Genomic DNA, 19,715 nt, shown 5'->3' with positions numbered 1-19,715 from the left:
CATGAACGCCACCTTCACCCCCGACGATTACGCCGCGTTGATCCGCCGGTACTTCGACGCCTGCAATGCCGGCGACTATGACGCGCTGGTCGATTGCTTCACGCCCGATGCCGTCCACTACTTCCCGGCGGGCCTGCCGGAAGTTCCCTGGCGCTCCGCCGACACCATCGCAAAGAAGTGGGTGTGGTGCGTCGAGACGCTGGGTTCGCAGTGGACCATCGAACGCATCATCGTCAGCCACGACTCGCCCGAGGCCATGATCGAATGGACGCACTGGAAGAACAAGAGCGGCACCGCCCTGCGCGGCGCGGAATGGTACAACTTCGATCCAACGACGGGAAAGATCGCCGAGATCCGCGCGTACTACGCCTCGCCCGCCGATCCATCCGTGCGCATCAATGAACTGGTTGACTTCGACTACGCCGGCCGGCGATATCACCTGGAAAGCGCACCGAAGGCAGGCGCATGATCCGGCACATCGTCCTCTTTCGCAGGCGTCCCGGCGTTGATCGCGACGCCGGCCTTGAAACCAGACTAGCCGCGCGCATGCGCGACCTGGGCGCCCAGATTCCGGCAATCCGATTCTGGCGTGTCGCCGCCAACGAGCTGACGCGCCCCATCAGTTGGGATTACGTTCTGGAGTCCGAAGTCGACAATGCGGCCGAGCTCGATGCCTACCTGTTCCACCCGCTGCACGTTGCGCTGGTGGCCGACTTGAAACCTTACTTCGACTGGGCCGCGGTCGATTACACGGTGTAGGCCGAATACAGCCCTCAGACAAGTTCCGCAGGATAACGCGCCGGCCTTTCGGCTGGCGCGTTTCCTTTCTGAACGGTTCTTGTCAGCCTGCCGACAAAAAAGCGGCGGCGGCCAACGCCGCCTCGCCCTCATCCCCTTCAGGGACGCTTGCCGAACTCTTCAAAGTCAGCGCGCCACGCAATGGCCTGCTCGCTCAGCGAGAAACCCAGCCCGGGCCGATCCGACACATACATACGGCCATCCCGCAAGTGCATCTGCTCGTTGAACATCGGCCCGAGCCACTCGAAGTGTTCGAGCCATGGCTCGATCGGATACGCGGCCGCCAGGTGCAGGTGAATTTCCATTGCGAAGTGGGGTGCGAGCTTGCGGCCCTTGAATGCGCCCAGCGCCATGATCTCCAGGAACGGAGTAATTCCGCCCACACGCGGCGCGTCCGGTTGAATGAAGTCACTGCCTTCAGCCATGATCAACTGCGCATGCTCGCCCGCGCTGGTCAGCATTTCTCCCGTCGCAATGGCGGTATCAAAGCGCTCAGCCAATTGCGCATGGCCTTCAAAATCGTAGGCGTCCAAAGGCTCTTCGATCCAGGTCAGATCGAAATCTTCAAAGGCACGGCAGGCGCGCGTTGCCTTCTGCCGATCCCACTGCTGATTGGCGTCCACCATCAGGGGGAAGTCGCCGCCCAACAGCTTGCGCACCTCGCCCACGCGCTGGACATCGATCGCCAGGTCGGGCTGACCGACCTTGAGCTTGATGCCGCCGATGCCGCTCTCACGGGATATCTGGACGTTCTTCAGCACCTGATCCAGCGGCGTGTGCAGATATCCGCCCGACGTGTTGTAGCACTGCACGGAGTCGCGGTGCGCGCCCAGCAGCTTCGCAAGCGGCAGCCCTGCGCGCTTGGCTTTCAGGTCCCACAGGGCAATGTCGAAGGGCGCGATCGCCTGTGTCGTCAGACCGCTGCGGCCCATCGAAGCGCCGGCCCAAAGCAGCTTGGTGAATAGCTTGGAGATGTCGCTGGGGTCTTCGCCCAGCAGATTCGGAGCGATTTCCTTGGCGTGTGCGTACATGCCCGGACCGCCAGCGCGCTTGGAGTACCCAAAGCCGATGCCTTCATGTCCGTCGCGGGTCCGGATCTCGGCAAAGATGAAGGCGATCTCGGTCAACGGCTTCTGCCTGCCGGTCAACACCTTGGCATCGCTCACTGGCGTGGCAAGCGGCAAGAACACCAGCGACACCTTTACCCATTCGATGCGATCGCCGCTTTCAGCCGCAGTACGCGCGTTTGCGTCGGTCTTGGCGTAAGAAACAATGTTTGATTGGACAGCTTTCATTTGAACAATTCCGGATAGATATCAACAAAAAAGGCTATTCAGTTGAGCTTGATGCCAGCTTTCTGAACCACCTGTTCCCAACGAGCAATTTCATCCTTGACGAAGCGGGTGTAATCGGCGGACCGCGACGCGACCACCACGAAACCGCTTGCTTCCAACTTGGCACGTGCGGCGGGGTCCGAGAAGCCCTTGACCATCGCGGCCTCGAGCTTTGCGACGACGGCAGCGGGCGTTCCCTTGGGCGCGGACAGTCCCGTCCATGACACCGCGCTGAACCCTGGATATCCGGACTCGGCGACGGTAGGCACGTCCGGATAGAGCGGATTGCGTTCAAGGCTGGTCACCGCCAAGGCTCGCAACTTGCCCGCTTGAACGTGCGGCAGCACCGCATCCTGGTTGGTGAACATCCCGGGGATCTGGCCCGCCAGGACATCGTTCAACGCGGGAGCGCCACCCTTGTAGGGGATGCCCACCATGTCCAGTCCCGCCACCTGCTTCATGTATTCGGTGGTCACGTGGCCCGACGAGGCGTTGACCTGGCCATAGTCGAACTTTCCGGGGTTCGCCTTGACCCAGGCGACAAACTCCTGCAGGGTCTTCGCGGGAAAAGTGGGGTTGACGACCAGCACGTTCGGCCCGGCGGCCAACTGCGAGATGTGGACAAAATCAGTGTTCGAGTCGTACGGCGGCTTGGGCATGAAGCCGTGGATAATGGCGTTGCTGCCAATTCCCGATAGCAGCAACGTATAGCCGTCGGGCTGCGCCCTCGCCACCTGCTCAGTGCCGATCGCGCCACCAGCGCCTCCCTTGTTCTCGACCACGAACGGCTGCTTCAGTTCGCGTCCCAGCACATCGGCGATCAGGCGGCCCATCAGGTCGCTGGTGCCGCCAGCGGGAAACGGAACAACGATCTTGACGGGACGCGACGGATAGTCGGATTGCGCCTGGACCACGGCAGGCAGGGCGGCCAGGCTGGCCACCAAGCCCAAGGCAACAAGCAGGGATCTACGGCTCATTTGGTTGTCTCCTATGCGGTCGTAGCCGCCATTTATGGATTTGTTCTGTATAGAATCATGGAAGCGCTTTCATTTTGAACGCCTTCCGGGAATTGGCAATCCACCCCCCATTTCCATTTGCTCGTGCGTCCCACACTTTGGAATTTCCGCGCGTTTCTCTTTCCGCCGTTGAATCATGTCCACCGTTTCAAAGTCCCATCAAGTCCCGCAGGCGCCCGGAAATGCACGAATGAGCGACGTCGCCCGGCAGGCGGGCGTCTCCCTGGTCACGGTTTCGCGGGCGTTGAACACACCCGACAAGGTGTCGCCCGACACGCTGGCCACCGTGCGCAGCGCCATCGACCATTTGGGCTATGTGCCCAACCTGATGGCTGGCGGTCTGGCATCCAATCGGTCCCGCATCATCGCCGCCATCGTGCCGACGATTTCCAACCTGGTTTTCGCCGAGACGGTGGACGCCTTGGCGCAGACGCTATCCAAGGATGGGTATCAGTTGTTGTTGGGCCAAAGCGGCTACAGCAAGGACGTTGAGGCGGCACTGGTGGACACCTTTCTGGGCCGCCGCGTGGACGGTCTGGTGCTGACCGGCCTTTCTCAACCCAAGGCCTTACGACTGAAATTGCAGCGCGCAAGGATTCCGGTCGTGCAAACCTGGGGACTGCCCGGCGCCGGTCCATCCACCCTCATCGACATGGCAGTCGGTTTCTCGAATGTGGAGGCAGGCCGCGCTGCAGCACGTCACCTCATCTCCCGAGGCCATCGGACGCTAGCCTTTCTTGGCGCCGACGAAACGCGCGCTCGGCAACGGCTTCGAGGCTTTCAGGCAGAAGCACGGGCTGCCGGCCTGTCCGATGTCGAAGCCGAGTTTGTCCCCCCGCCGGTTCAGATCGACGCGGCCGGGCCTTGCCTGGACCGCATGTTGGCACGCCGCTCCGACATCTCGGCGGTGTTCTGCAATAACGACCTGCTGGCGGCAGGCGTGTTGTTCGCGTGCGCGCAAAAGGCGATGAGCGTTCCAGGCCGCCTGGCCATCATGGGCTTTGGCGACCTGCCCATCTCCCGTGCAGCGTTTCCTTCCCTGTCCACCGTTCGCATCCGGCGCGCCGAGATGGGCGAACAGGCCGGAAGGATGTTGCTGGCTCGCCTGGGCAACGCCACAATCGACGCGAAAAGCGTGGATCTCGGGTTCGAGATCATCGAGAGGAAAAGCACGTGACGGCAGCCCCGCCATAACCCGCCTTCGCCGACGGGCCGTTTCGTCTCAGACTTTGGAACTGATGAAACGGAATTCAGAAAATGTCTGGTTCGCCTGCGGACGCCCCAGTCTGCGTCAATAGAAAGTCCATGTCGCAGCCTTGGTCAGCCTGCAAGATGTGCTCGGCAAACATCCGGCCATAGCCTCTGCCGAAGCGAGCGGGTGGCGCAACCCACGCAGCCCGCCTGCGGTCCAGCTCGGCGTCCTCGACATCCAGCCGTATGCGTCGCGCCGGCACGTCAACCACGATGAGGTCGCCAGTTTGCACCAAGGCCAACGGGCCGCCGACCCAAGCCTCGGGTGCGACGTGCAGGACGCAAGCGCCATAACTGGTTCCGCTCATGCGTGCGTCGCTGACGCGCAGCATGTCGCGCACGCCCTGCCTGATCAGTTTCAAAGGCAGGGGGATCATTCCCCACTCCGGCATGCCGGGGCCGCCCTTGGGACCAGCATTGCGCAGCAGGATCACGTGGTCCTCCGTCACCTCCGCATCCGGATCGTCCAGCATGCGCTTCAGGCTTGGATAGTCGTCAAACACCAGCGCGGGACCTCGGTGATTCATGAACTTCGGACTCATCGCACTGGGCTTGATGACACATCCATCGGGCGCAAGATTGCCCCGAAGCACCGCCAACGCCCCCTCCCCATATACCGGTCGCGCCAGCGGACGAATGACATCCTCGTTCAACACCTGCGCCGGCGACACGTGGACACGAAGGCTTTCCCCGGTCACGCAGATTTCGTCCAGATGCAGCAGCGCCCCCAGACGCGACATCAACGCAGGCAAGCCGCCCGCCAAAAAGAAGTCCTCCATCAGATACCCACTATCACCATTGGGCCGAATGTTGGCGATCACGGGCACGCGACGGCTTGCTCGATCGAAGTCTTCCAGGCCCACGTCCGCGTGTCCCGCGCGACGCGCGAGGGCGATGATGTGGATGATGGCGTTGGTCGAACATCCCATCGCCATCGCGACCGTGATGGCGTTCAAAAATGCGCAGCGGGTGAGGATCCTGGCCGGACGCAGGTTCTCAAGCACCATTCCCACGATGCGTCGTCCCGTCTGCGCCGCCAGGCGTTGGTGCGCCGCGTCCACCGCCGGGATGCTGGAGGCGCCTGGCAACGACATCCCCAACGCTTCGACGATTGCGGTCATGGTGCTTGCAGTGCCCATCGTCATGCACGTCCCGGGGCCACGCGCAATGCCGCCAATTATTCCTTCCCACTGCGCATCGGAAATTCGGCCGGCGCGGTGTTCGTCCCAGAACTTGAAGGCATCAGACCCCGATCCCAGTGTCCTGCCGCCGAAATGGCCGCGTTGCATCGGTCCGGCCGGCAGGAAGATCGCGGGAACGCCTGCGCTGATCGCGCCAAGCAGCATCGCTGGCGTGGTCTTGTCGCACCCGCCCATCAGCACCACGGCGTCAATCGGATAGCAGCGGATCATTTCCTCGATCTCCATCGCCATCATGTTGCGATAGAGCAGCGCCGACGGCTTGACGAGCGCGTCGTTCAGCGACATCGAGGGCATCTCCAGCGCAAAACCTCCTTCCTGCAAGATCCCGCGCCTGACGTCCTCGACCCGCTGGCGGAAATGCGAATGGCAGGGATTGAACTCCGACCAACTGTTGATGATGGCCACGACAGGCTTGCCTTCCCAATCTTTTCGCTCGAAGCCCATCTGCATGAACCGGCTGCGGTGATTCGCGGTCCGGAAATCGTCGTTCGCCAGCCACCGCTGGCTACGCAGCTTGATCGTGTCCGTCATCGCCGTTCAACGCCCCGGCGCCGACCACACGCCGGCCGCCTGCAATAGCCCACGCGTATAGCCAAGCGCGAACGCCATGAAGCGCTCGCGCCCTTCGTCGATCTCGGAAACCGGCACATGGTCCGGGCATAGCGGTCCCGAATACCCGCCCCGCTGATACGCCCTGATGGCCTCGAGCATATCCACGTCGCCCTCGTCCGGAAATACTTCCTGAAAATCGAGATAACCGCCGCGGATGTTCCTGAAATGCACCATGAAGATCCGCCCGGTCGCCGCGAACTCCTCAATGACGGAGATCATGTGCTCAGCCGGCCGCGCAAACATCTCTGCGACCGTCCCCTGGCAGAAGTTGAGCCCGTGGTTCCGGCTTGAAGACAACGCCAGAAACCGCCGCAGCCCGTCAACCGAACCCACTACATGCTCGATTCCGTTGAGCCCGCCAATCGGATATGCCGGATCGTGCGGATGGCATGCCAGCCTGACACCGGCCTTGTCGGCAGCTTGCACCAATCCTTCGACAAGGAACTCGATGGCATCCCAACCCGCTTGCTCGGTCACAGGAGGAACGTCACGCGCCATCTTTTGGCCGCACAACATCACCGACGCAGATCCGCCCTCTTCCTGGTGTCCTGGATAGCCCACCCCCCAGTACGAGTGCTTGCAATCGTCTTCAGACGAGTATTCCGCGTACGTGAAGCCTGAATTCATTGCGCCGCCGCGCCCGGGCTTCAACCCGGTGCGCGTTATGCCTACCATTTGCACGTTGTACTTGAGGCAGCTGATGCCCGCATCTGCGGCCTTCTGGATGTTGTCGGCCAACGTATTCCGTTGACGCCGCGCGCTGTCCAGGTCGACCAGGGAATCAAGAAGAATGGAGCCGACATCCAACGCAAAGACATCCAGCTTCAGTCCGAATCCTTCGACCCATTTCCGATACTCGCCCAGCTTCACAGCATCCCAAGCGCCGACGCCATTTTCCGCCGAGACCAGCTCCGTGCCGCGGTTATCGAGAACGACGCTTTGCACCCCCAGTTGCGTTGACAGGCGCAGCCGGCGTTCGTCCGGGTTGAGCAGTTGCTCGCTGATGTACATGAGGACTCCAAGGTCGGTCGATGCTTGAACGGGTGAACACGTGTCCATTCTGGGTTGTCCGGCACGGCGCAGGCAAGGCGCTGGAACAGACCAAAACCGTCCGGCTCCCGTAGAAATCTCAGATAGTGGAACCGGCAGGAGCATCGCGATGCGCTCAATTCCCGCATATCGGAACAGCAACCCGCAGACAGCGCTCAACTCGCGTTTTTCCCCTGCAATTCCCCGTATTGCGCCGCAACATGATGTGCTGTAGTGCCCGGGTAGAGGGCGCATTCCGCGCCCCCGTCGCGTGCCCATCATGTCCAAACTCAGAAATCTCTCTCTTCGGAGCAGCCTCACCGCACTGGTGCTGTTCTTCATCGTGATGCTGGTGGCCGTTGGCGCCATCGCCATGCAGCAGCTCTGGAGCATCAGCCAGAAGCAGCGCGCCATGTACACGGAAACCGTCATGCCGCTGCGCGTCGTCGTCGACGCCGCCCGCCAAGGCGCCACGCACTTCCGGCGCATGTACGTCTACATCTGGAACACCGATCCGCAAGGACGCCAGAACGAACTTCGCCTGAACGAAGAATCCGAAAAATCCGTGTTGCAAGCGCGTGACCGTCTGCAGCAGGAGCAGGACCCCGCCCTGCGCGACCTCGGCGGCAAGCTGGCCGACACCTGGACCCGCTACAAGGCGGCCGTCAACGACGTGAAGGGCCTTGGCGACCGCAACGATCCGACCGCGATGACCGTCCTGCACAAGGACTCGGCCGCGCTGCACGTCGCCGCGCGCAACATCCTGATGGAAGCCGCCAAGCGCCAGGAAGAACTGGCCCGCCTCGACACCGAAGACGCCGCCGCCGCAGTCGAACGCACGTTCTGGACGCTGACCGCGCTGATCGTGCTGTGCGCGTTGATCGGCAGCATCCTGGGTCTGGGTCTGGTGCGCTCCGTCATGCGCCGTCTGGGCGGCGAGCCCGCCTACGCCGCGCAGATCGCCCAGGAAGTCGCCAAGGGCAACCTGGCCGTGCGCGTGCAACGCCGCGAAGGCGACCAGACCAGCGTGCTGGCCAACATGGACGCCATGCGCGCCAACCTGGCGCAACTGGTGAGCCAGGTGCGCCAGTCCAGCGAATCCATCGCCACGGGCGCCACGCAGATCTCGTCCGGCAACGCCGACCTCAGCCAGCGCACCGAGGAACAGGCCGCCAACGTCGAAGAGACCGCGGCCTCGATGGAAGAGATGAATGCCGCGGTGAAGCAGAACCTGGAATCCGTGCAAATGGCCGGCAGCCTGGCCGGCTCGGCCAGCGAAGCCGCCGCCCGCGGCGGCGAAGTGGTCGGCAACGTTGTCAGCACCATGGACGCCATCTCCGCCAGCTCGCGCAAGATCGTCGACATCATTGCCGTCATCGACTCCATCGCGTTCCAGACCAACATCCTCGCCCTGAACGCCGCCGTCGAAGCGGCCCGCGCCGGCGAACAGGGACGCGGCTTTGCGGTCGTGGCGAGCGAAGTGCGCGCACTGGCCCAACGCAGCGCCAGCGCCGCCAAGGAAATCAAGCAACTGATCAGCGACAGCGTCGGCAATGTCGAAGCCGGTTCGAACCTGGTCGGCGAAGCCGGCAGCACCATGAACGACATCGTGACGCAGGTGCGCCGCGTTGCCGACCTGATCGCAGAAATCGGCGCCGCTGCGCACGAGCAGGGACAAGGCATCTCGCAAGTGGGCGATGCCATCAACCAGCTCGACCAGACGACGCAGCAGAACGCCGCGCTGGTGGAAGAATCGGCCGCCGCTGCGCATAGCTTGAATTCGCAGGCTGCGACGCTGGTGAAGCTGGTCAGTGTGTTCCGTCTTGCCGAGGATGATGCGCCGCGTTTTGTAGCGCAGCCGCAGGTTGCTCAGGTGCGGGAGGTGCAGTCTGTAGTTGGCCAGCCTGCAAAGCCGCAGCGCGCCCTGGCCAAGCCGGCGTCTTCACGTGCCGCCGCTGGCAAGCCGGCAGAGACTCGCCGCGCCGCCGCCAAGCCCGCGCCGCAAGCGAAAGCGCCGCTGCGCGTTCCGGGCGACAACAAGCCCGCGCCGTCGAATGATGATTGGGAGAGTTTCTGATCGGTAGGCGGTGACACCGCGCGCAGGATCGCTGCAAGCCGCCTGCGCGTTCACCAGGCGCCAGCGTGGATTCGCTATGCCAGAGCGCGTATCCCCACGTTGCAAATCGAAGCCATCCCGCACCGCCCCCTCACCTATGCTGACCTCTCCGGCCCACGCGGCCGCCTTTTCGAGGAGCAGCGTATGTTGGACCACATCGAGATTCACGTCAGCGACTTCGCGCGCAGCCGGGCTTTCTATCTGAGCGCGCTCGCGGCGGTGGGGTATGTGCCGCGCAAGGCGCTGCCGACGGGCATGGGATTTGGCGTTGGCGAGGCCGACGACGCGGGCGACCCGGGCGGCGAGTTCTGGATTCATGAGGGCACGCCCAGCACGCCGCGCGTGCATGTGGCGTTCCGCGCGCGCAGCCGTGACGAGGTCGACGCCTTTCATCGCGCGGCGCTGGCGGCCGGCGGGCGCGACAACGGCCCGCCGGGGTTACGCCCGAAATACCATCCGAACTACTACGGCGCCTTCATCCTGGATCCCGACGGCTACAACGTCGAGGCGGTGTATCACCGCCCTGCCTGACGCGTCTGCGACGTCATACGCGCGCCGCCACGGGGTTCAGGGCTGGCCGGGCGGGCGCACGCCCAGCGCGCGCAGCCACGGGTTGTCCGGCAGGCCCTGAATGGGCGCCATGCCGGGCATCGGAAAACCGACCGGATTAAGGGCGGCGTCCTGCAGCACCTTGGCCCACTCGCGCGGGTCGATCGGTTCGCCCATGCTCGCGCGCACATCCAGCAGGTCCATCGCCGCGCGCCGGTGCCCTGCCTCGGCGGCATCGCGAAACAGGCGTTCGGCCACGGCATAGTTCTTGGGCACGCCCCGGCCCATGCCGGTCAGCTCGCCCAGATAGGTCTGCGCGGGCGCGAAGCCTTGATCCGCGGCGCGTTGATACCAGCGGGCGGCGACGGAGTAGTTCTGTTGCACGTGCTCGCCGTTCTCGGCGATTAGCCCCAAGGTGGTCATGGCGACCACGTCGCCCGCCTTGGCGCGCGCCTGCAACGACGCCAGCCGGGGCTCGTCCACATACTGCGCGCCGCGTTCGATTTCGTATTCCCAGGCGCTCATGCGGGCCTTGATCAGATCGCGGCCCAGCGTGGGGGACGGGCCTCGGCCCTGCGCCGTCTGACCGCCGGATGCCCCCGGCGTCGCGGGCGTCTGTCCGTCCGCCAGCGTGGTGAACGTGACGGTGCCGACCAGGCTGCTGGCGTAGTGCGGAATCTGCCGGTAGGCGGTGGCCACCTGCACGTCGGCGGTCAATTGCTTGAAGAAGGTCTCCACCGGCGCGGAACCGGGCAGCGTGCGCAGTCCTTGCGCGAAGTAGTACGCGTAGGGGCTGTGGCGGGGGCCGTCGTTGCCAAAGCCGTCTTCGGCCGTGGCGCCGGGCTGTGTGGAGAAGGCGATAAGTTCACCGCCTGCGGGAACGGCATGCACCAGTCCCGCGGCGGGGGTGCCCCGCGTCAGGTTGGTGCGGCAGGCGTCCAGCACCATCAGGCGCGCGCGGACATTGGCACGCCGCAGCGCTTGCGACACGCGCTTGAGGCTCAACGAGCTTTGCTGGGCCGTGCGGATGCGCACTTCACCCAGCGGCAAAGGCAGGTCCACACCGAACAGATAGTTCACGTCGTCCACCGCAACAGCATGTCCGGCGAAGTACATCAGCGCCAGGTCCCCGCCGGCGGCGCGAAGGGCGAAATCGTCGACGGCGGCTTCCATCTGCGCCGTGGTCAGGTCCGTGAGCAGGGTCACATCGACCTGGCGCTGGCGCAGCGAGTCGGCGATGAGACGGGCGTCGTTGACCGGGTTGACCAGCGCGTTTGCGGGAATGGCGTAGCGCGCGTTGCCGATCACCAGCGCGTAGCGGCGCTTGGCGGGCGTGGCTTGGAGGTCGGCTTGAAGGTCAGCTTGCGCCTTGGCATCCGATGCTGCCTTGGAATCCTTCGCAGCTGCGGAAGGCCCGTCGTCCGGCGCTGGCGCAGGCGTGGTCGGCTGGGGTGCCGGCGCGCCCGAGCGGGCCGGCTCCTCGTCCATCATGTTCCGGTTGTTCAGCCCCCGCGCATTCGCACCCGCCGCGAGCACGGCGCCAGCGTGCCCGCCGCAGAGCCCCGCGCCGACCAGCGCGGCCAGCAGGCGCCGCCGCATCAGGGGTTGCGGCCGCGCGTCCGGCATGCTGGAAAGGGCAGGTTCTTTGGTGGGCTTCATAGAAACATTCGCGGTCTGACTTTTGTTCGGGAGGGACTGGACGTTATCTCGGGCTTGCGCCGGGCCTCACGGTTTGGGGCACGCGCCCGCTGGCGCCGCCGTGACTGACAGCGCGCCCAGCGCCGTCGCGGCATCGCGCAGCGACGACTCACGCGCAGCGGCCAGGACGTATCGCCCGTCCGCATCAGGCCCGTCGACGATGGACACCGCGTACTGGGACAAGGTATTGCGCAACTGCCGCGCCGTCAGGGCGTCGGGAAGATCGACCACCAACCGCGGACAAGATGCACCGCCGCGCGTCAGGACGTCGTCGGACAGAACAACCGCGGGACCTTGCACCGGCGCCTGCTGGATCACCACGACGGACAGCATGATCGCGAGCGCCCAGCCCAGCGGCATCAACGGGCTGGCGGGCGTAGGCCACAGCCATTGCCACAAGCGCCGCACGCGCGACACCGGCGCGTGCGAAGACACCGGCGCGCGCGCAGACGCGGGCTCAGACGCCGACGCACGCGCAGATTCGGCAGAAGCAGGCGCAGATGCGGACGCAGATTCGGCAGACGCGGGCGCAGGCGCCGCCTCCACGCCCTGCGCCAGCGCACGCAAGAAAGCCGCATCGCGCTCGCCCTGCCCGATCTCGTTATGCGCAAGCTGGCGTGCCTCGGCAAGATTGCGCCACGCCTCCAGTTCCTCCCGCAATGCGGGATCCCTCGCGAGATCGGCTTCGAAGGCCCGGCGGGCATCGGCGTCCCGCGCGCCGGACAAATACGACAGCACTCGGTCTTCAGCCATCATCAGTCCATCCCCTTGCGGGTGCATTCCGTCACCAGCTTGCGCGCGGCGTGCAGGCGGCTCTTCACGGTGGGCACGTGCAGGTCCTGCTGCCGGGCGATCTGTTCCATCGGCATGTCGTCCAGGTACAGGAACATGGTGGTTTTCAGCGTGTCGCTGAGTTTGTTGAGGCACTCGCGCATGCGCCTGACGACCGACAGGTGTTCGTACGCCTGCGCGGGGTCGGCAAAGAGCGAGTCATCCGCCACATCCCGGGCGTCGTCAAACGCCGTGTCGTCCCGATCCCCGCCGTCGTCGGGACCCGCCCACTGCACCTCGTGCCGCGTGCGGCGGTGATACTGGATCAGCTCGTGCAGCGATCCGCGGTACAGGTAGCCGCCCAGCTTGCTGACGGCCAGTTCATGCGCCGTCCATCCGCCCTCGGGCTGGCCGTGCAGCAGGACCTCGTCCTTGAAACTGCGCGTCTGCAGAAACTTCATGAGCGCGTTATTGAACGCGTCCACCACGCCTTCGGGCGGCGCGTTGAAGAACTTTCTGCGCAGTTTCAGCGTGATGTGCTGCTCGGCTTTGTTCCGGAACGCCAGCGCGTAGCGCGGGTCGGCGTGCATGATGCGCAACAGCGCGTCGACGTTGTCGATGACGTAGCGCTTGGATTCGAGCGTGTTCATGATTCAGGTTCTTGGGGCTGCGGCACCTTAGCTGCGCAGGGGCGGAAAATCAAGCGCGGCGGCGCAGCGCGGCGACCCCGCGGACAGTGAAGGCCAGCGCGATGGCGACAGACAGATAGAAGCCGAACCCGAACGACAGGCCGCTCCACAGGTTGGACGCCATGTCGCCCGCCAGGCTGCGGCCGGCGCGCGAACTGCCCATGAAACCCGACAATTGGCGCGTCGCATTCATGAACTCCTGCACCTGCGAGACCACGCCTGCCAACGCGATGATCCACAACGCCAGCGGCGCAAAGTAGCCCAGGCGCGCCGCGCGCTGGTCCAGCAGCGAAGGCAGCAGCGGCCCCACAACGGCCAGCAGCCACAACACGGCATAGAATCCCGCGCCGGCCCCCTGCCCTGCCATCGCGCCCTGCACGCTGCCGCCGTTCTGCAAGCGCAGGAGGTCGTAGAAGCTCAGACTGACGCCCGATCCCATCATGCGCACGGAGACCACCGCGAAGAGCGTGGTGCCCAGAAGAAACAGCAACGCGCCCGCCGCGTCGCCCCGGTTGACGCGCTGAACCGCAATGGCTGCCCACCGGGCGGCGTGGGTTTTTGCCTGCATCAATACGTCTTGTGCTTTGTCCTGCATGGTGTTTCCTTTTTTGCGTGAGGCGGATGCCGGTATGGATGCCGGTATGGATGCCGGTACTGATCGCTACGCGCAGCGGCGCAAAAGGTTCGATTTTTTTTTCGCCCTTTTTTCGGCCAATTGATTTGCCGGGTTCGGTTTATCCTTCGTCGCTAAATTTTTCGAACCTTTTTCAAGACGGCGCGTAGCAAGGGTCATGGGCTCGTCTTTTTTCCCACTTACCACCAACGGAGCGTTGAATCATGTCCACCCCCACCCCGCTGTCCACCCTGTACCAGACCGTGGTGCAAGAAGAACTGGGCCTCGTCGCCAGCTTTGACGAGCAAGGCGATGTGGTCTTCAAGCATCCCGACATGGGCATCATGTATTTCAGCCTGAGCGATTCGGACCCGGAATTCCTGCGCCTCGTCTACCCCGCCTTCGTGCAGGCAGATGAACTGAACCTGACGCGCGGCCAATTCCTTGAAGTCATCAACGTCGTGAACAACCGCTGCAAGGCCATCAAGCTGACGCTGCCGCAAGAGGACGCCGATCGCCCGGCGCGCGTCTCGGCCTCGGTGGAAAGCTTCGTGGCCGCGCCCGACACGCTGCCCGACATCGCTCTGCTGCGCGCCACCGTGGCCCGCACCGTGTCCGCCATTCGCAATGGCGTGCACGAACTGGTGAAACTGTCGATGGAACTGAAGCAGGCCGCCAACTGACGCGCCAAACCCGCGCCTGGTTTGCGACGACGCACGGCGCGACGCGCCCGGCGCAATTGAAACAAGTCTGGTCCTGCGCTGTAACTTTGCGATACATTGCAGGGCTTTGACGAAAAAGGCGCCCGTGTGGCGCCCGGTTTTCCGCCTTCCCATGATGTCATTGCGCCTGCACGTATCCCGTTCGTTGATCCTTCGCCTTGCGGCCAGCTTCCTGTTGCTGGCGGGCCTGTCCGCCTGCGCCGTCAAGACCAATTCGCGGGGCAACTACGTGTTCGGCGTGGACACCGCCGCCCTGTTCGGCACCGAGATCGGCCAGTTCCCGCTGCAGGACGGCGGACTGGGCACCCTGCGCCGTGAAGGCAAGAACTTCTCGGTGAAGCTATCAGGCAACCAGCGCGTGGTGCCCCTGAACAATGTCGAGTCCGCACGCATCGCCCGGACCGAAAACATTGGCCCGCGCACCGTGGTCGTCATCGAGACCCAGCGCCGCAACTGCGATTACCGCTATACCGTGCTGGCCATCGAGGGGTCCGACGTGTTGTCGTGGGACGTGGGCAATTGCCGTGACCGGCCCGTCGTGCTGGTCCAGGACGACCGCAGCGCGCTGACGTTCGACTTTCCCAAGGGCTCGGCAATCGAGCGCTTTGTTTACACGCAGGATGGCCGGATGCGCCGCGGCAACGTCAAGAGCGTCGCGGGCTTGAATCCGCGCGCCAAGCCGTTTGCCGACGAGTCGCTGTATCCGCCCGGGTACATGGATTCGATCCGGCTGCATGGCGTCTTTCCGCCGCCCGCCGCGCCGGCCGCGCGATCGGGCAAGGCGCCTAAGCCGGCCAGCGGCGGCCGCCGTTCGCCACCCAATGCCCCCGCCGCGGTGCAGACACAAACGGCCGGCAGTGACACATCCGCTGGCCGCGTGGTGCCGCCGCCCCCGCAGCGCGTGTCCACGGGCGACGCGCCCGCAACACCCCGCGCGGGCGCGGCATCGCGCACACCCGCCAAGCTGGACCTGCCCGAAGAGGAAATCACCTCGACCCGTCTGGACCTGAGGGATTGATCGTGCGCCAGGCCCAGATTCGCCAGATTTTGTTCCTGATCGTCCTGACGGTCATCTACCTCAGTTTTGAACTCGGCTTCAACGCCCGGTTGCTCGATGTGGTGGGCAGCCGCGCCACGCCGCACGATATCGAGGAACTGGAGTTCTTCGGCCGCACCCTGTCCGGCATCGCCGCCGCGCTGGTGGTGCTGCAGCTCATGCTGACCCGGCGGCTTGCCACCGGCGGCCGGCCGTCTTACCTGAAGATTGCCGTGGCCTGCGCCGTGACCGCGCTGCTGGTCTTCAGCGCCATCAAGATGATGGTGAACGTGCTGGTCGACTCGCGCGACGGCGAGTTCCGCCGCATTGCCACCAACGCCGGGCTGCTGCAACGCTCGCTGGTGCAGGGCGACCTGCATCTGGACGGGCTGGTGGACGACGGCATCTACGCGCGGCCCGAGGGCAAGGCGTTCCTGGCGGTGTTCCAAGTGCTGCTGACCAACATCGACAATCTGGATGAAAAGGTCGAACCCAAGAAGCGCCAGGTCATCCGCACCGACCTGCAGCGCCAGATGAAGACCTTCACCTTCGATGACCACGAAGTCCGCATGACGTCCCCGGGCATCCGCGGCTATCACCAGGTCTACACCAGCGTGATGCAGTCCGTCGCCGAACGCTGGAAGAAATACGCCGGCGTGCCCGTCCCGTCGGACATCGGCCTGGCGCGAGAACAGGATCGCGCGTGGGGCGACTACCGCCGCAACCTGTCGCGCCGCGGCTGGACGCCCGACAGCGTGCCGGCCCGCTACCAGGGCCGCGTGGTGCAGGACGTGCGCAAGCGCATTCCCGTGCCGGCCGGCTGGCAGCCGCACGACCGGGCCACCTTCAATGAAGCGGTCGCGCAGCAATACTGGAAGACCATGCGCAGCCGCACGGTACATGTCGAGGGCGATGCGATTCCGCCCGGTCTGTCGTACGAAGACTTCGTGGCGCGCCCCGGCGTGCAGAAGCTGCTGCGCCAGACCTTGATGGTGCCGGCCACCATGAACGTCGCGCCCAATTACACCGACGCCGCCAGCTTCAAGCGGCTGTACGACGGCATGCTGGACCGGGCCGTGGACGAAGCCATGCCGCGCTTTTCCGCCAGCAGCGCGGACTTTGCGCGCGGCGGCCAGCATCAACAGTTGGGCGAAGACGCCGCGCGCGCGGCCATCGTGCCGCCGGTTGCGCTGCTGTTCTCGCTGCTGGGTGCGGTGGGCCACTTCGGCAAGCTGCTTTACCTGATCGTCAAACTCGTCGTCTGGCTGCGCACGCCCGCCGGCCAGCAGCCGGGGCGCACCGCCACGCGCGCGGCGGGTCTGGCGCTGGTGCTGACGCTGGCCTGCGTCTGGACGGCGTTTTCGTTCATGCAGAACGGCGTGACGCAAAGTGAACTCTTCCAGCAGATGTCGCGCGTGGAAGGCGGGCGCGATGACGAGTCGATCGGTCAGGCGCTGCGGCGCCGCGTGCTGGCCAACGTGGCGCACGTGATCGTCGTGGGCCAGGCGTACACCTATCCCTTCAACGAAGCCGTGCGCACGACGGTGCTGGGCGGCTTCCGGTTCGGATACCACGGCGATGCGAGCTAGCCGTCTGATAGCCGCGCTGCTGGCCGCCGCCCTGCCCTGGTCCGGCGCCAGCGCCGCGTGCCTGGGCATGCAGGTGCATGCGCATCGCGGCGCGCCCGCGCTGCCCGAAAATTCGTTGGCCTCGATTCGCGCGGCTTATGCCGGCGCATGGGATGGCGTCGAAATCGACATGCAGCGCCTGAAGGACGGCGTCTGGGTGCTGCACCACGACCTGCTGACCGGCAGGACGGTAAGCGGCGTCGGACGCCGCGCCGTGCTGCAACTGTCCAGCGACCAATGGCGCGACGCCAAGTTGACGGGCGCCGGCGGCGGAGCGTCCCCGCCTTTCCTGACTGATGCGCTGCGCGTCGCCGCCGCTCAGCCCGCCAAGACCTTCAATGCGGAACTGAAGGTCGTCTACCGCGACTGCGCGCCGGTGTCCAAGCTGGTCGCCGGCATGAAGACCGCGCTGCCGCACGGCAACTGGATGATCACGTCCGCCTTCCCCGAGGCGCTGCGCTGCGTGCGCGGCACCGACCGGCAGGGCTATCTGGGCCTGATCGTTTTCGACCCGCGCCACGCGGATTCCCTGGGCGCAAGCCCGCTCGGCAAGTATGTGTCGCAGCGCGCCACCGCGCCCAAGCTGACGCGCCAGTGGCTGGCCAATCTGGCCGCCACCGTCGGCGCGCCCGTGGGCGTGCATGTGGATGCCCTGACGCTGTCCGCCAACCCGCAACTGCTGCGCGACGCCGCCGCGCAATCCGTGCGCGTCTTCGTGTACGCGGTAGGCGGCGATGCGGCGCTGGCGCAGCAATTGCGCGCCACAAAGCAACGCGAAGGCTATCTGCCGTCCGGCGTCATCATCGACGGCGATGCGCAGGCGTTCTGCCGGGCGATGGGCGGATAGCGTCAATAGGCGGGCGGCTTCGCCTCGCGTCCGGCCGAGGCAGCCTGCGCCAGCGCGCGGGTGATGATGCTGGTCGACACGTTGGCAAAATAGCGCGCGCCCATGGCCCCGTACTTCTCCTCGTCCTGCGGCGTCAGCGCGATGATGCCGGAACACTTGCCCGCCCCGGCGATCGCGCGCAGTCCGGCCTCGATGGCGCGTTGCACGGGTTTGGCATTCCAGTCGCTGCCGTGACCCATCGCATGCGCCAGATCGTTGGGTCCGATGAACACCGCATCCACGCCGTCCACCGCCGCGATTTCGCCCGCCGCCGCAATGGCCTCGGGCGTTTCGATCATGGCGATGAAGCCGATGCCCTCATTGCTGCGCTGCGTGTGCCCGGCGCCGCCGAAGGCCCCGTAACCGGCCGCGCGCGTGCTGAAGGCGCTGCCGCGGCGGCCCACTGGCGGATAGTGGATCATGCCGGCGAGACGCCGTGCCTGCTCGGCGCTTTCCACCATGGGCACCTGCACGGCACTTGCGCCCATGTCCAGGATGCGCGGCAAGTCCTGCTCGAAGCAGCGCACGATCGGCACGATGCCCGTGGCGCGTGCGGCGCGCAGCATGTGCTCGGTCATGCCGAAACCGGCACTGCCGTGCTCGTTGTCAAGGATGATGAAATCGAAGCCGGCATACGCACACATCTCGACGATGGCCGGGCTGGGCAATCCGTTGAACAGGCCGCGCAGCGGCTTGCCACTGCGCAGCATGTCCGGCAGGCGGCCGTCCAGCGGGAAGCGGGGATCGGTCATGCAAGTCTCCTGTGTCGGGGCGGGGTCAGTCGGCCTGGATGCCGGCGTCCTTGATTACCTTGCCCCATTTTTCGATTTCGCTGCGTTGGAATTGCGAGAATTCCGCCGAGCCGCGGCCGTCGGGCGCCACGCCCAGTGTCAGCAGCTTGGCGCGCACGTCGGGGGTGTTGACGATGGCCGCGATCTCGCGTCCCAGGCGTTCCACCACCGGCGCGGGCGTGCCCGCCGGCGCAAAGATGCCTTGCCACGATTGCATCGCAAAGCCCGGCAAGCCCAGTTCGGCCAGCGGCTTGACCCCCGGCAGATCCGCCAGCGGCGCGGCCGATGTAACGCCCAGCACTTTCACCCGCTTGGCATCGATCATCGGACGCGCGGCCGCGACCGTTTCAAACACCATGTCGATCTGTCCGCCGATCAGGTCCACCATCGACTGCGATCCTCCCTTGTAGACGATCTGGCGCAGGCGCGTATCCGAAATCGATTGAAAGAGCTGCCCCGACAGATGCTGCGACGTGCCCGCGCCGGCCGTGCCGTACGTCAGCCCGTCCGGATCCGCCCGCGCGGCGTCGATCAACTGCTGCACCGTGTTGAATGGGCTGTCTGCCCGCACCACCAATGCGTTGCTGACCATGCCCACCAGGCTGACGGGCGTGAAGTCCTTGACCGGGTCATAGCCCAGCGACTTGATGAAGAACGGATTGACGGCATGCGTGGTGATGGTGCCGCCCACGATGGTGTAGCCATCGGGCTCGGCGCGCGCCACCTGTTGCGTGCCCACAATGCCGGACACGCCCGGCTTGTTCTCGACGATGACTGACTGCCCGAGACGAGCGCTCAACTGCTCGGCCATCAGGCGCGCGACGCCGTCGGACACGCCGCCCGGCGAGAACGGCACGATGTATCGGATGTTCTTGGTCGGCCAGGCGGGCGCGCCGCCTTGGGCGTGGGCCAAGCCGGCGGTCAACCCGATGGCCGCGACGGCGGTCAGGGTGCGTACAAAAATGCTGCGCATG

General features: G+C 65.2%; 19 protein-coding genes. 9 read left to right on the top strand and 10 right to left on the bottom strand.

What is annotated here, in order from left to right; translation table 11 throughout:
• The first annotated feature begins 1 nt into the window (after position 1).
• Positions 2–469, top strand: coding sequence for a nuclear transport factor 2 family protein (locus tag B2W22_RS09950; RefSeq protein WP_286937451.1), 468 nt, complete (start codon positions 2–4; stop codon positions 467–469).
• Positions 466–759, top strand: a complete 294-nt coding sequence (locus tag B2W22_RS09945; protein WP_175122664.1) for a Dabb family protein — start codon at positions 466–468, stop codon at positions 757–759. Before B2W22_RS09950 ends, B2W22_RS09945 begins: the two co-directional genes overlap by 4 nt.
• 137 nt (positions 760–896) lie before the next feature.
• Here B2W22_RS09945 and B2W22_RS09940 read toward each other — a convergent pair whose 3' ends face one another.
• Positions 897–2,093 (bottom strand): L-talarate/galactarate dehydratase, encoded by a 1,197-nt coding sequence (locus tag B2W22_RS09940; RefSeq protein ID WP_286937448.1) that lies wholly within the window; start codon positions 2,091–2,093, stop codon positions 897–899.
• 38 nt (positions 2,094–2,131) lie between these two features.
• Positions 2,132–3,109, bottom strand: a complete 978-nt coding sequence (locus B2W22_RS09935; RefSeq protein ID WP_175122662.1) for a Bug family tripartite tricarboxylate transporter substrate binding protein — start codon at positions 3,107–3,109, stop codon at positions 2,132–2,134.
• 229 nt (positions 3,110–3,338) lie between these two features.
• On the opposite strand from B2W22_RS09935, the gene B2W22_RS09930 reads away from it, so the two are divergent.
• Complete coding sequence (locus B2W22_RS09930) at positions 3,339–4,325, top strand: LacI family DNA-binding transcriptional regulator (protein WP_254594926.1); 987 nt, start codon at positions 3,339–3,341, stop codon at positions 4,323–4,325.
• A 73-nt stretch (positions 4,326–4,398) separates the two neighbouring features.
• On the opposite strand, the gene araD is transcribed toward B2W22_RS09930, so the two are convergent.
• Together araD and B2W22_RS09920 are read right to left on the bottom strand one after the other, a co-directional pair.
• Positions 4,399–6,132 (bottom strand): L-arabinonate dehydratase, encoded by a 1,734-nt coding sequence (araD, locus tag B2W22_RS09925; RefSeq protein WP_286937444.1) that lies wholly within the window; start codon positions 6,130–6,132, stop codon positions 4,399–4,401.
• Positions 6,133–6,138: 6 nt separating this feature from the next.
• Positions 6,139–7,224, bottom strand: coding sequence for a mannonate dehydratase (locus tag B2W22_RS09920; protein WP_175122659.1), 1,086 nt, complete (start codon positions 7,222–7,224; stop codon positions 6,139–6,141).
• 298 nt (positions 7,225–7,522) lie between these two features.
• Here B2W22_RS09920 and B2W22_RS09915 point away from each other — a divergent pair, with 298 nt between their 5' ends.
• Positions 7,523–9,319: a methyl-accepting chemotaxis protein gene (locus B2W22_RS09915; RefSeq protein ID WP_286937442.1), complete on the top strand. Its 1,797-nt coding sequence runs from the start codon at positions 7,523–7,525 to the stop codon at positions 9,317–9,319.
• A gap of 183 nt (positions 9,320–9,502) precedes the next feature.
• Positions 9,503–9,889, top strand: coding sequence for a VOC family protein (locus tag B2W22_RS09910; protein ID WP_218342974.1), 387 nt, complete (start codon positions 9,503–9,505; stop codon positions 9,887–9,889).
• A gap of 36 nt (positions 9,890–9,925) precedes the next feature.
• Here B2W22_RS09910 and B2W22_RS09905 read toward each other — a convergent pair whose 3' ends face one another.
• From B2W22_RS09905 to B2W22_RS09890, 4 genes are all read right to left on the bottom strand, one after another.
• Positions 9,926–11,566, bottom strand: a complete 1,641-nt coding sequence (locus B2W22_RS09905) for a caspase family protein (RefSeq protein ID WP_286937439.1) — start codon at positions 11,564–11,566, stop codon at positions 9,926–9,928.
• A 66-nt stretch (positions 11,567–11,632) separates the two neighbouring features.
• Entirely contained in the window at positions 11,633–12,361 is a 729-nt protein-coding gene (locus tag B2W22_RS09900; protein ID WP_286937437.1) for a hypothetical protein, read from the bottom strand.
• Positions 12,361–13,026 (bottom strand): RNA polymerase sigma factor, encoded by a 666-nt coding sequence (locus B2W22_RS09895; RefSeq protein WP_286937435.1) that lies wholly within the window; start codon positions 13,024–13,026, stop codon positions 12,361–12,363. Before B2W22_RS09895 ends, B2W22_RS09900 begins: the two co-directional genes overlap by 1 nt.
• Positions 13,027–13,075: 49 nt before the next feature.
• Positions 13,076–13,660 (bottom strand): hypothetical protein, encoded by a 585-nt coding sequence (locus tag B2W22_RS09890; RefSeq protein ID WP_175122655.1) that lies wholly within the window; start codon positions 13,658–13,660, stop codon positions 13,076–13,078.
• Between the two features lie 242 nt (positions 13,661–13,902).
• Between B2W22_RS09890 and B2W22_RS09885 the strand changes: the two genes are divergently transcribed.
• The 4 genes from B2W22_RS09885 (at position 13,903) to B2W22_RS09870 (ending at position 17,911) form a co-directional block, all read left to right on the top strand.
• Positions 13,903–14,361 (top strand): hypothetical protein, encoded by a 459-nt coding sequence (locus B2W22_RS09885; protein ID WP_175122654.1) that lies wholly within the window; start codon positions 13,903–13,905, stop codon positions 14,359–14,361.
• A gap of 151 nt (positions 14,362–14,512) precedes the next feature.
• Positions 14,513–15,418, top strand: a complete 906-nt coding sequence (locus tag B2W22_RS09880) for a hypothetical protein (RefSeq protein WP_286937433.1) — start codon at positions 14,513–14,515, stop codon at positions 15,416–15,418.
• A 2-nt stretch (positions 15,419–15,420) separates the two neighbouring features.
• Positions 15,421–17,025, top strand: coding sequence for a hypothetical protein (locus B2W22_RS09875; protein WP_286937432.1), 1,605 nt, complete (start codon positions 15,421–15,423; stop codon positions 17,023–17,025).
• The gene (locus tag B2W22_RS09870) at positions 17,015–17,911 is read left to right on the top strand and encodes a glycerophosphodiester phosphodiesterase (protein ID WP_246282868.1); all 897 of its coding nucleotides are present in this window, start codon (positions 17,015–17,017) and stop codon (positions 17,909–17,911) included. Before B2W22_RS09875 ends, B2W22_RS09870 begins: the two co-directional genes overlap by 11 nt.
• Positions 17,912–17,913: 2 nt before the next feature.
• Here B2W22_RS09870 and B2W22_RS09865 read toward each other — a convergent pair whose 3' ends face one another.
• Complete coding sequence (locus B2W22_RS09865) at positions 17,914–18,702, bottom strand: HpcH/HpaI aldolase family protein (protein WP_175137587.1); 789 nt, start codon at positions 18,700–18,702, stop codon at positions 17,914–17,916.
• Positions 18,703–18,727: 25 nt separating this feature from the next.
• Positions 18,728–19,714, bottom strand: a complete 987-nt coding sequence (locus B2W22_RS09860; RefSeq protein ID WP_286937428.1) for a Bug family tripartite tricarboxylate transporter substrate binding protein — start codon at positions 19,712–19,714, stop codon at positions 18,728–18,730.
• Position 19,715: the final 1 nt, after the last annotated feature.

Source organism: Achromobacter sp. UBA4530 (genome assembly GCF_002388205.1).
GTDB lineage: Bacteria > Pseudomonadota > Gammaproteobacteria > Burkholderiales > Burkholderiaceae_B > Achromobacter > Achromobacter animicus.
The sequence above is the reverse complement of the archived record's forward strand: the minus strand, read 5'-3'. Positions and strand labels throughout refer to the sequence as shown.

Excerpts from the sequence above, each read along its gene's own strand:
- B2W22_RS09865 (WP_175137587.1), bottom strand. The coding sequence starts at position 18,702 with ATGACCGATCCCCGCTTCCCGCTGGACGGCCGCCTGCCGGACATGCTG.
- B2W22_RS09945 (WP_175122664.1), top strand. The coding sequence starts at position 466 with ATGATCCGGCACATCGTCCTCTTTCGCAGGCGTCCCGGCGTTGATCGC.
- B2W22_RS09915 (WP_286937442.1), top strand. The coding sequence starts at position 7,523 with ATGTCCAAACTCAGAAATCTCTCTCTTCGGAGCAGCCTCACCGCACTG.
- B2W22_RS09885 (WP_175122654.1), top strand. The coding sequence starts at position 13,903 with ATGTCCACCCCCACCCCGCTGTCCACCCTGTACCAGACCGTGGTGCAA.
- araD (WP_286937444.1), bottom strand. The coding sequence starts at position 6,132 with ATGACGGACACGATCAAGCTGCGTAGCCAGCGGTGGCTGGCGAACGAC.
- B2W22_RS09935 (WP_175122662.1), bottom strand. The coding sequence starts at position 3,109 with ATGAGCCGTAGATCCCTGCTTGTTGCCTTGGGCTTGGTGGCCAGCCTG.
- B2W22_RS09950 (WP_286937451.1), top strand. The coding sequence starts at position 2 with ATGAACGCCACCTTCACCCCCGACGATTACGCCGCGTTGATCCGCCGG.
- B2W22_RS09870 (WP_246282868.1), top strand. The coding sequence starts at position 17,015 with ATGCGAGCTAGCCGTCTGATAGCCGCGCTGCTGGCCGCCGCCCTGCCC.
- B2W22_RS09860 (WP_286937428.1), bottom strand. The coding sequence starts at position 19,714 with ATGCGCAGCATTTTTGTACGCACCCTGACCGCCGTCGCGGCCATCGGG.
- B2W22_RS09900 (WP_286937437.1), bottom strand. The coding sequence starts at position 12,361 with ATGATGGCTGAAGACCGAGTGCTGTCGTATTTGTCCGGCGCGCGGGAC.
- B2W22_RS09920 (WP_175122659.1), bottom strand. The coding sequence starts at position 7,224 with ATGTACATCAGCGAGCAACTGCTCAACCCGGACGAACGCCGGCTGCGC.
- B2W22_RS09940 (WP_286937448.1), bottom strand. The coding sequence starts at position 2,093 with ATGAAAGCTGTCCAATCAAACATTGTTTCTTACGCCAAGACCGACGCA.
- B2W22_RS09930 (WP_254594926.1), top strand. The coding sequence starts at position 3,339 with ATGAGCGACGTCGCCCGGCAGGCGGGCGTCTCCCTGGTCACGGTTTCG.
- B2W22_RS09880 (WP_286937433.1), top strand. The coding sequence starts at position 14,513 with ATGATGTCATTGCGCCTGCACGTATCCCGTTCGTTGATCCTTCGCCTT.
- B2W22_RS09905 (WP_286937439.1), bottom strand. The coding sequence starts at position 11,566 with ATGAAGCCCACCAAAGAACCTGCCCTTTCCAGCATGCCGGACGCGCGG.
- B2W22_RS09895 (WP_286937435.1), bottom strand. The coding sequence starts at position 13,026 with ATGAACACGCTCGAATCCAAGCGCTACGTCATCGACAACGTCGACGCG.
- B2W22_RS09910 (WP_218342974.1), top strand. The coding sequence starts at position 9,503 with ATGTTGGACCACATCGAGATTCACGTCAGCGACTTCGCGCGCAGCCGG.
- B2W22_RS09890 (WP_175122655.1), bottom strand. The coding sequence starts at position 13,660 with ATGCAGGACAAAGCACAAGACGTATTGATGCAGGCAAAAACCCACGCC.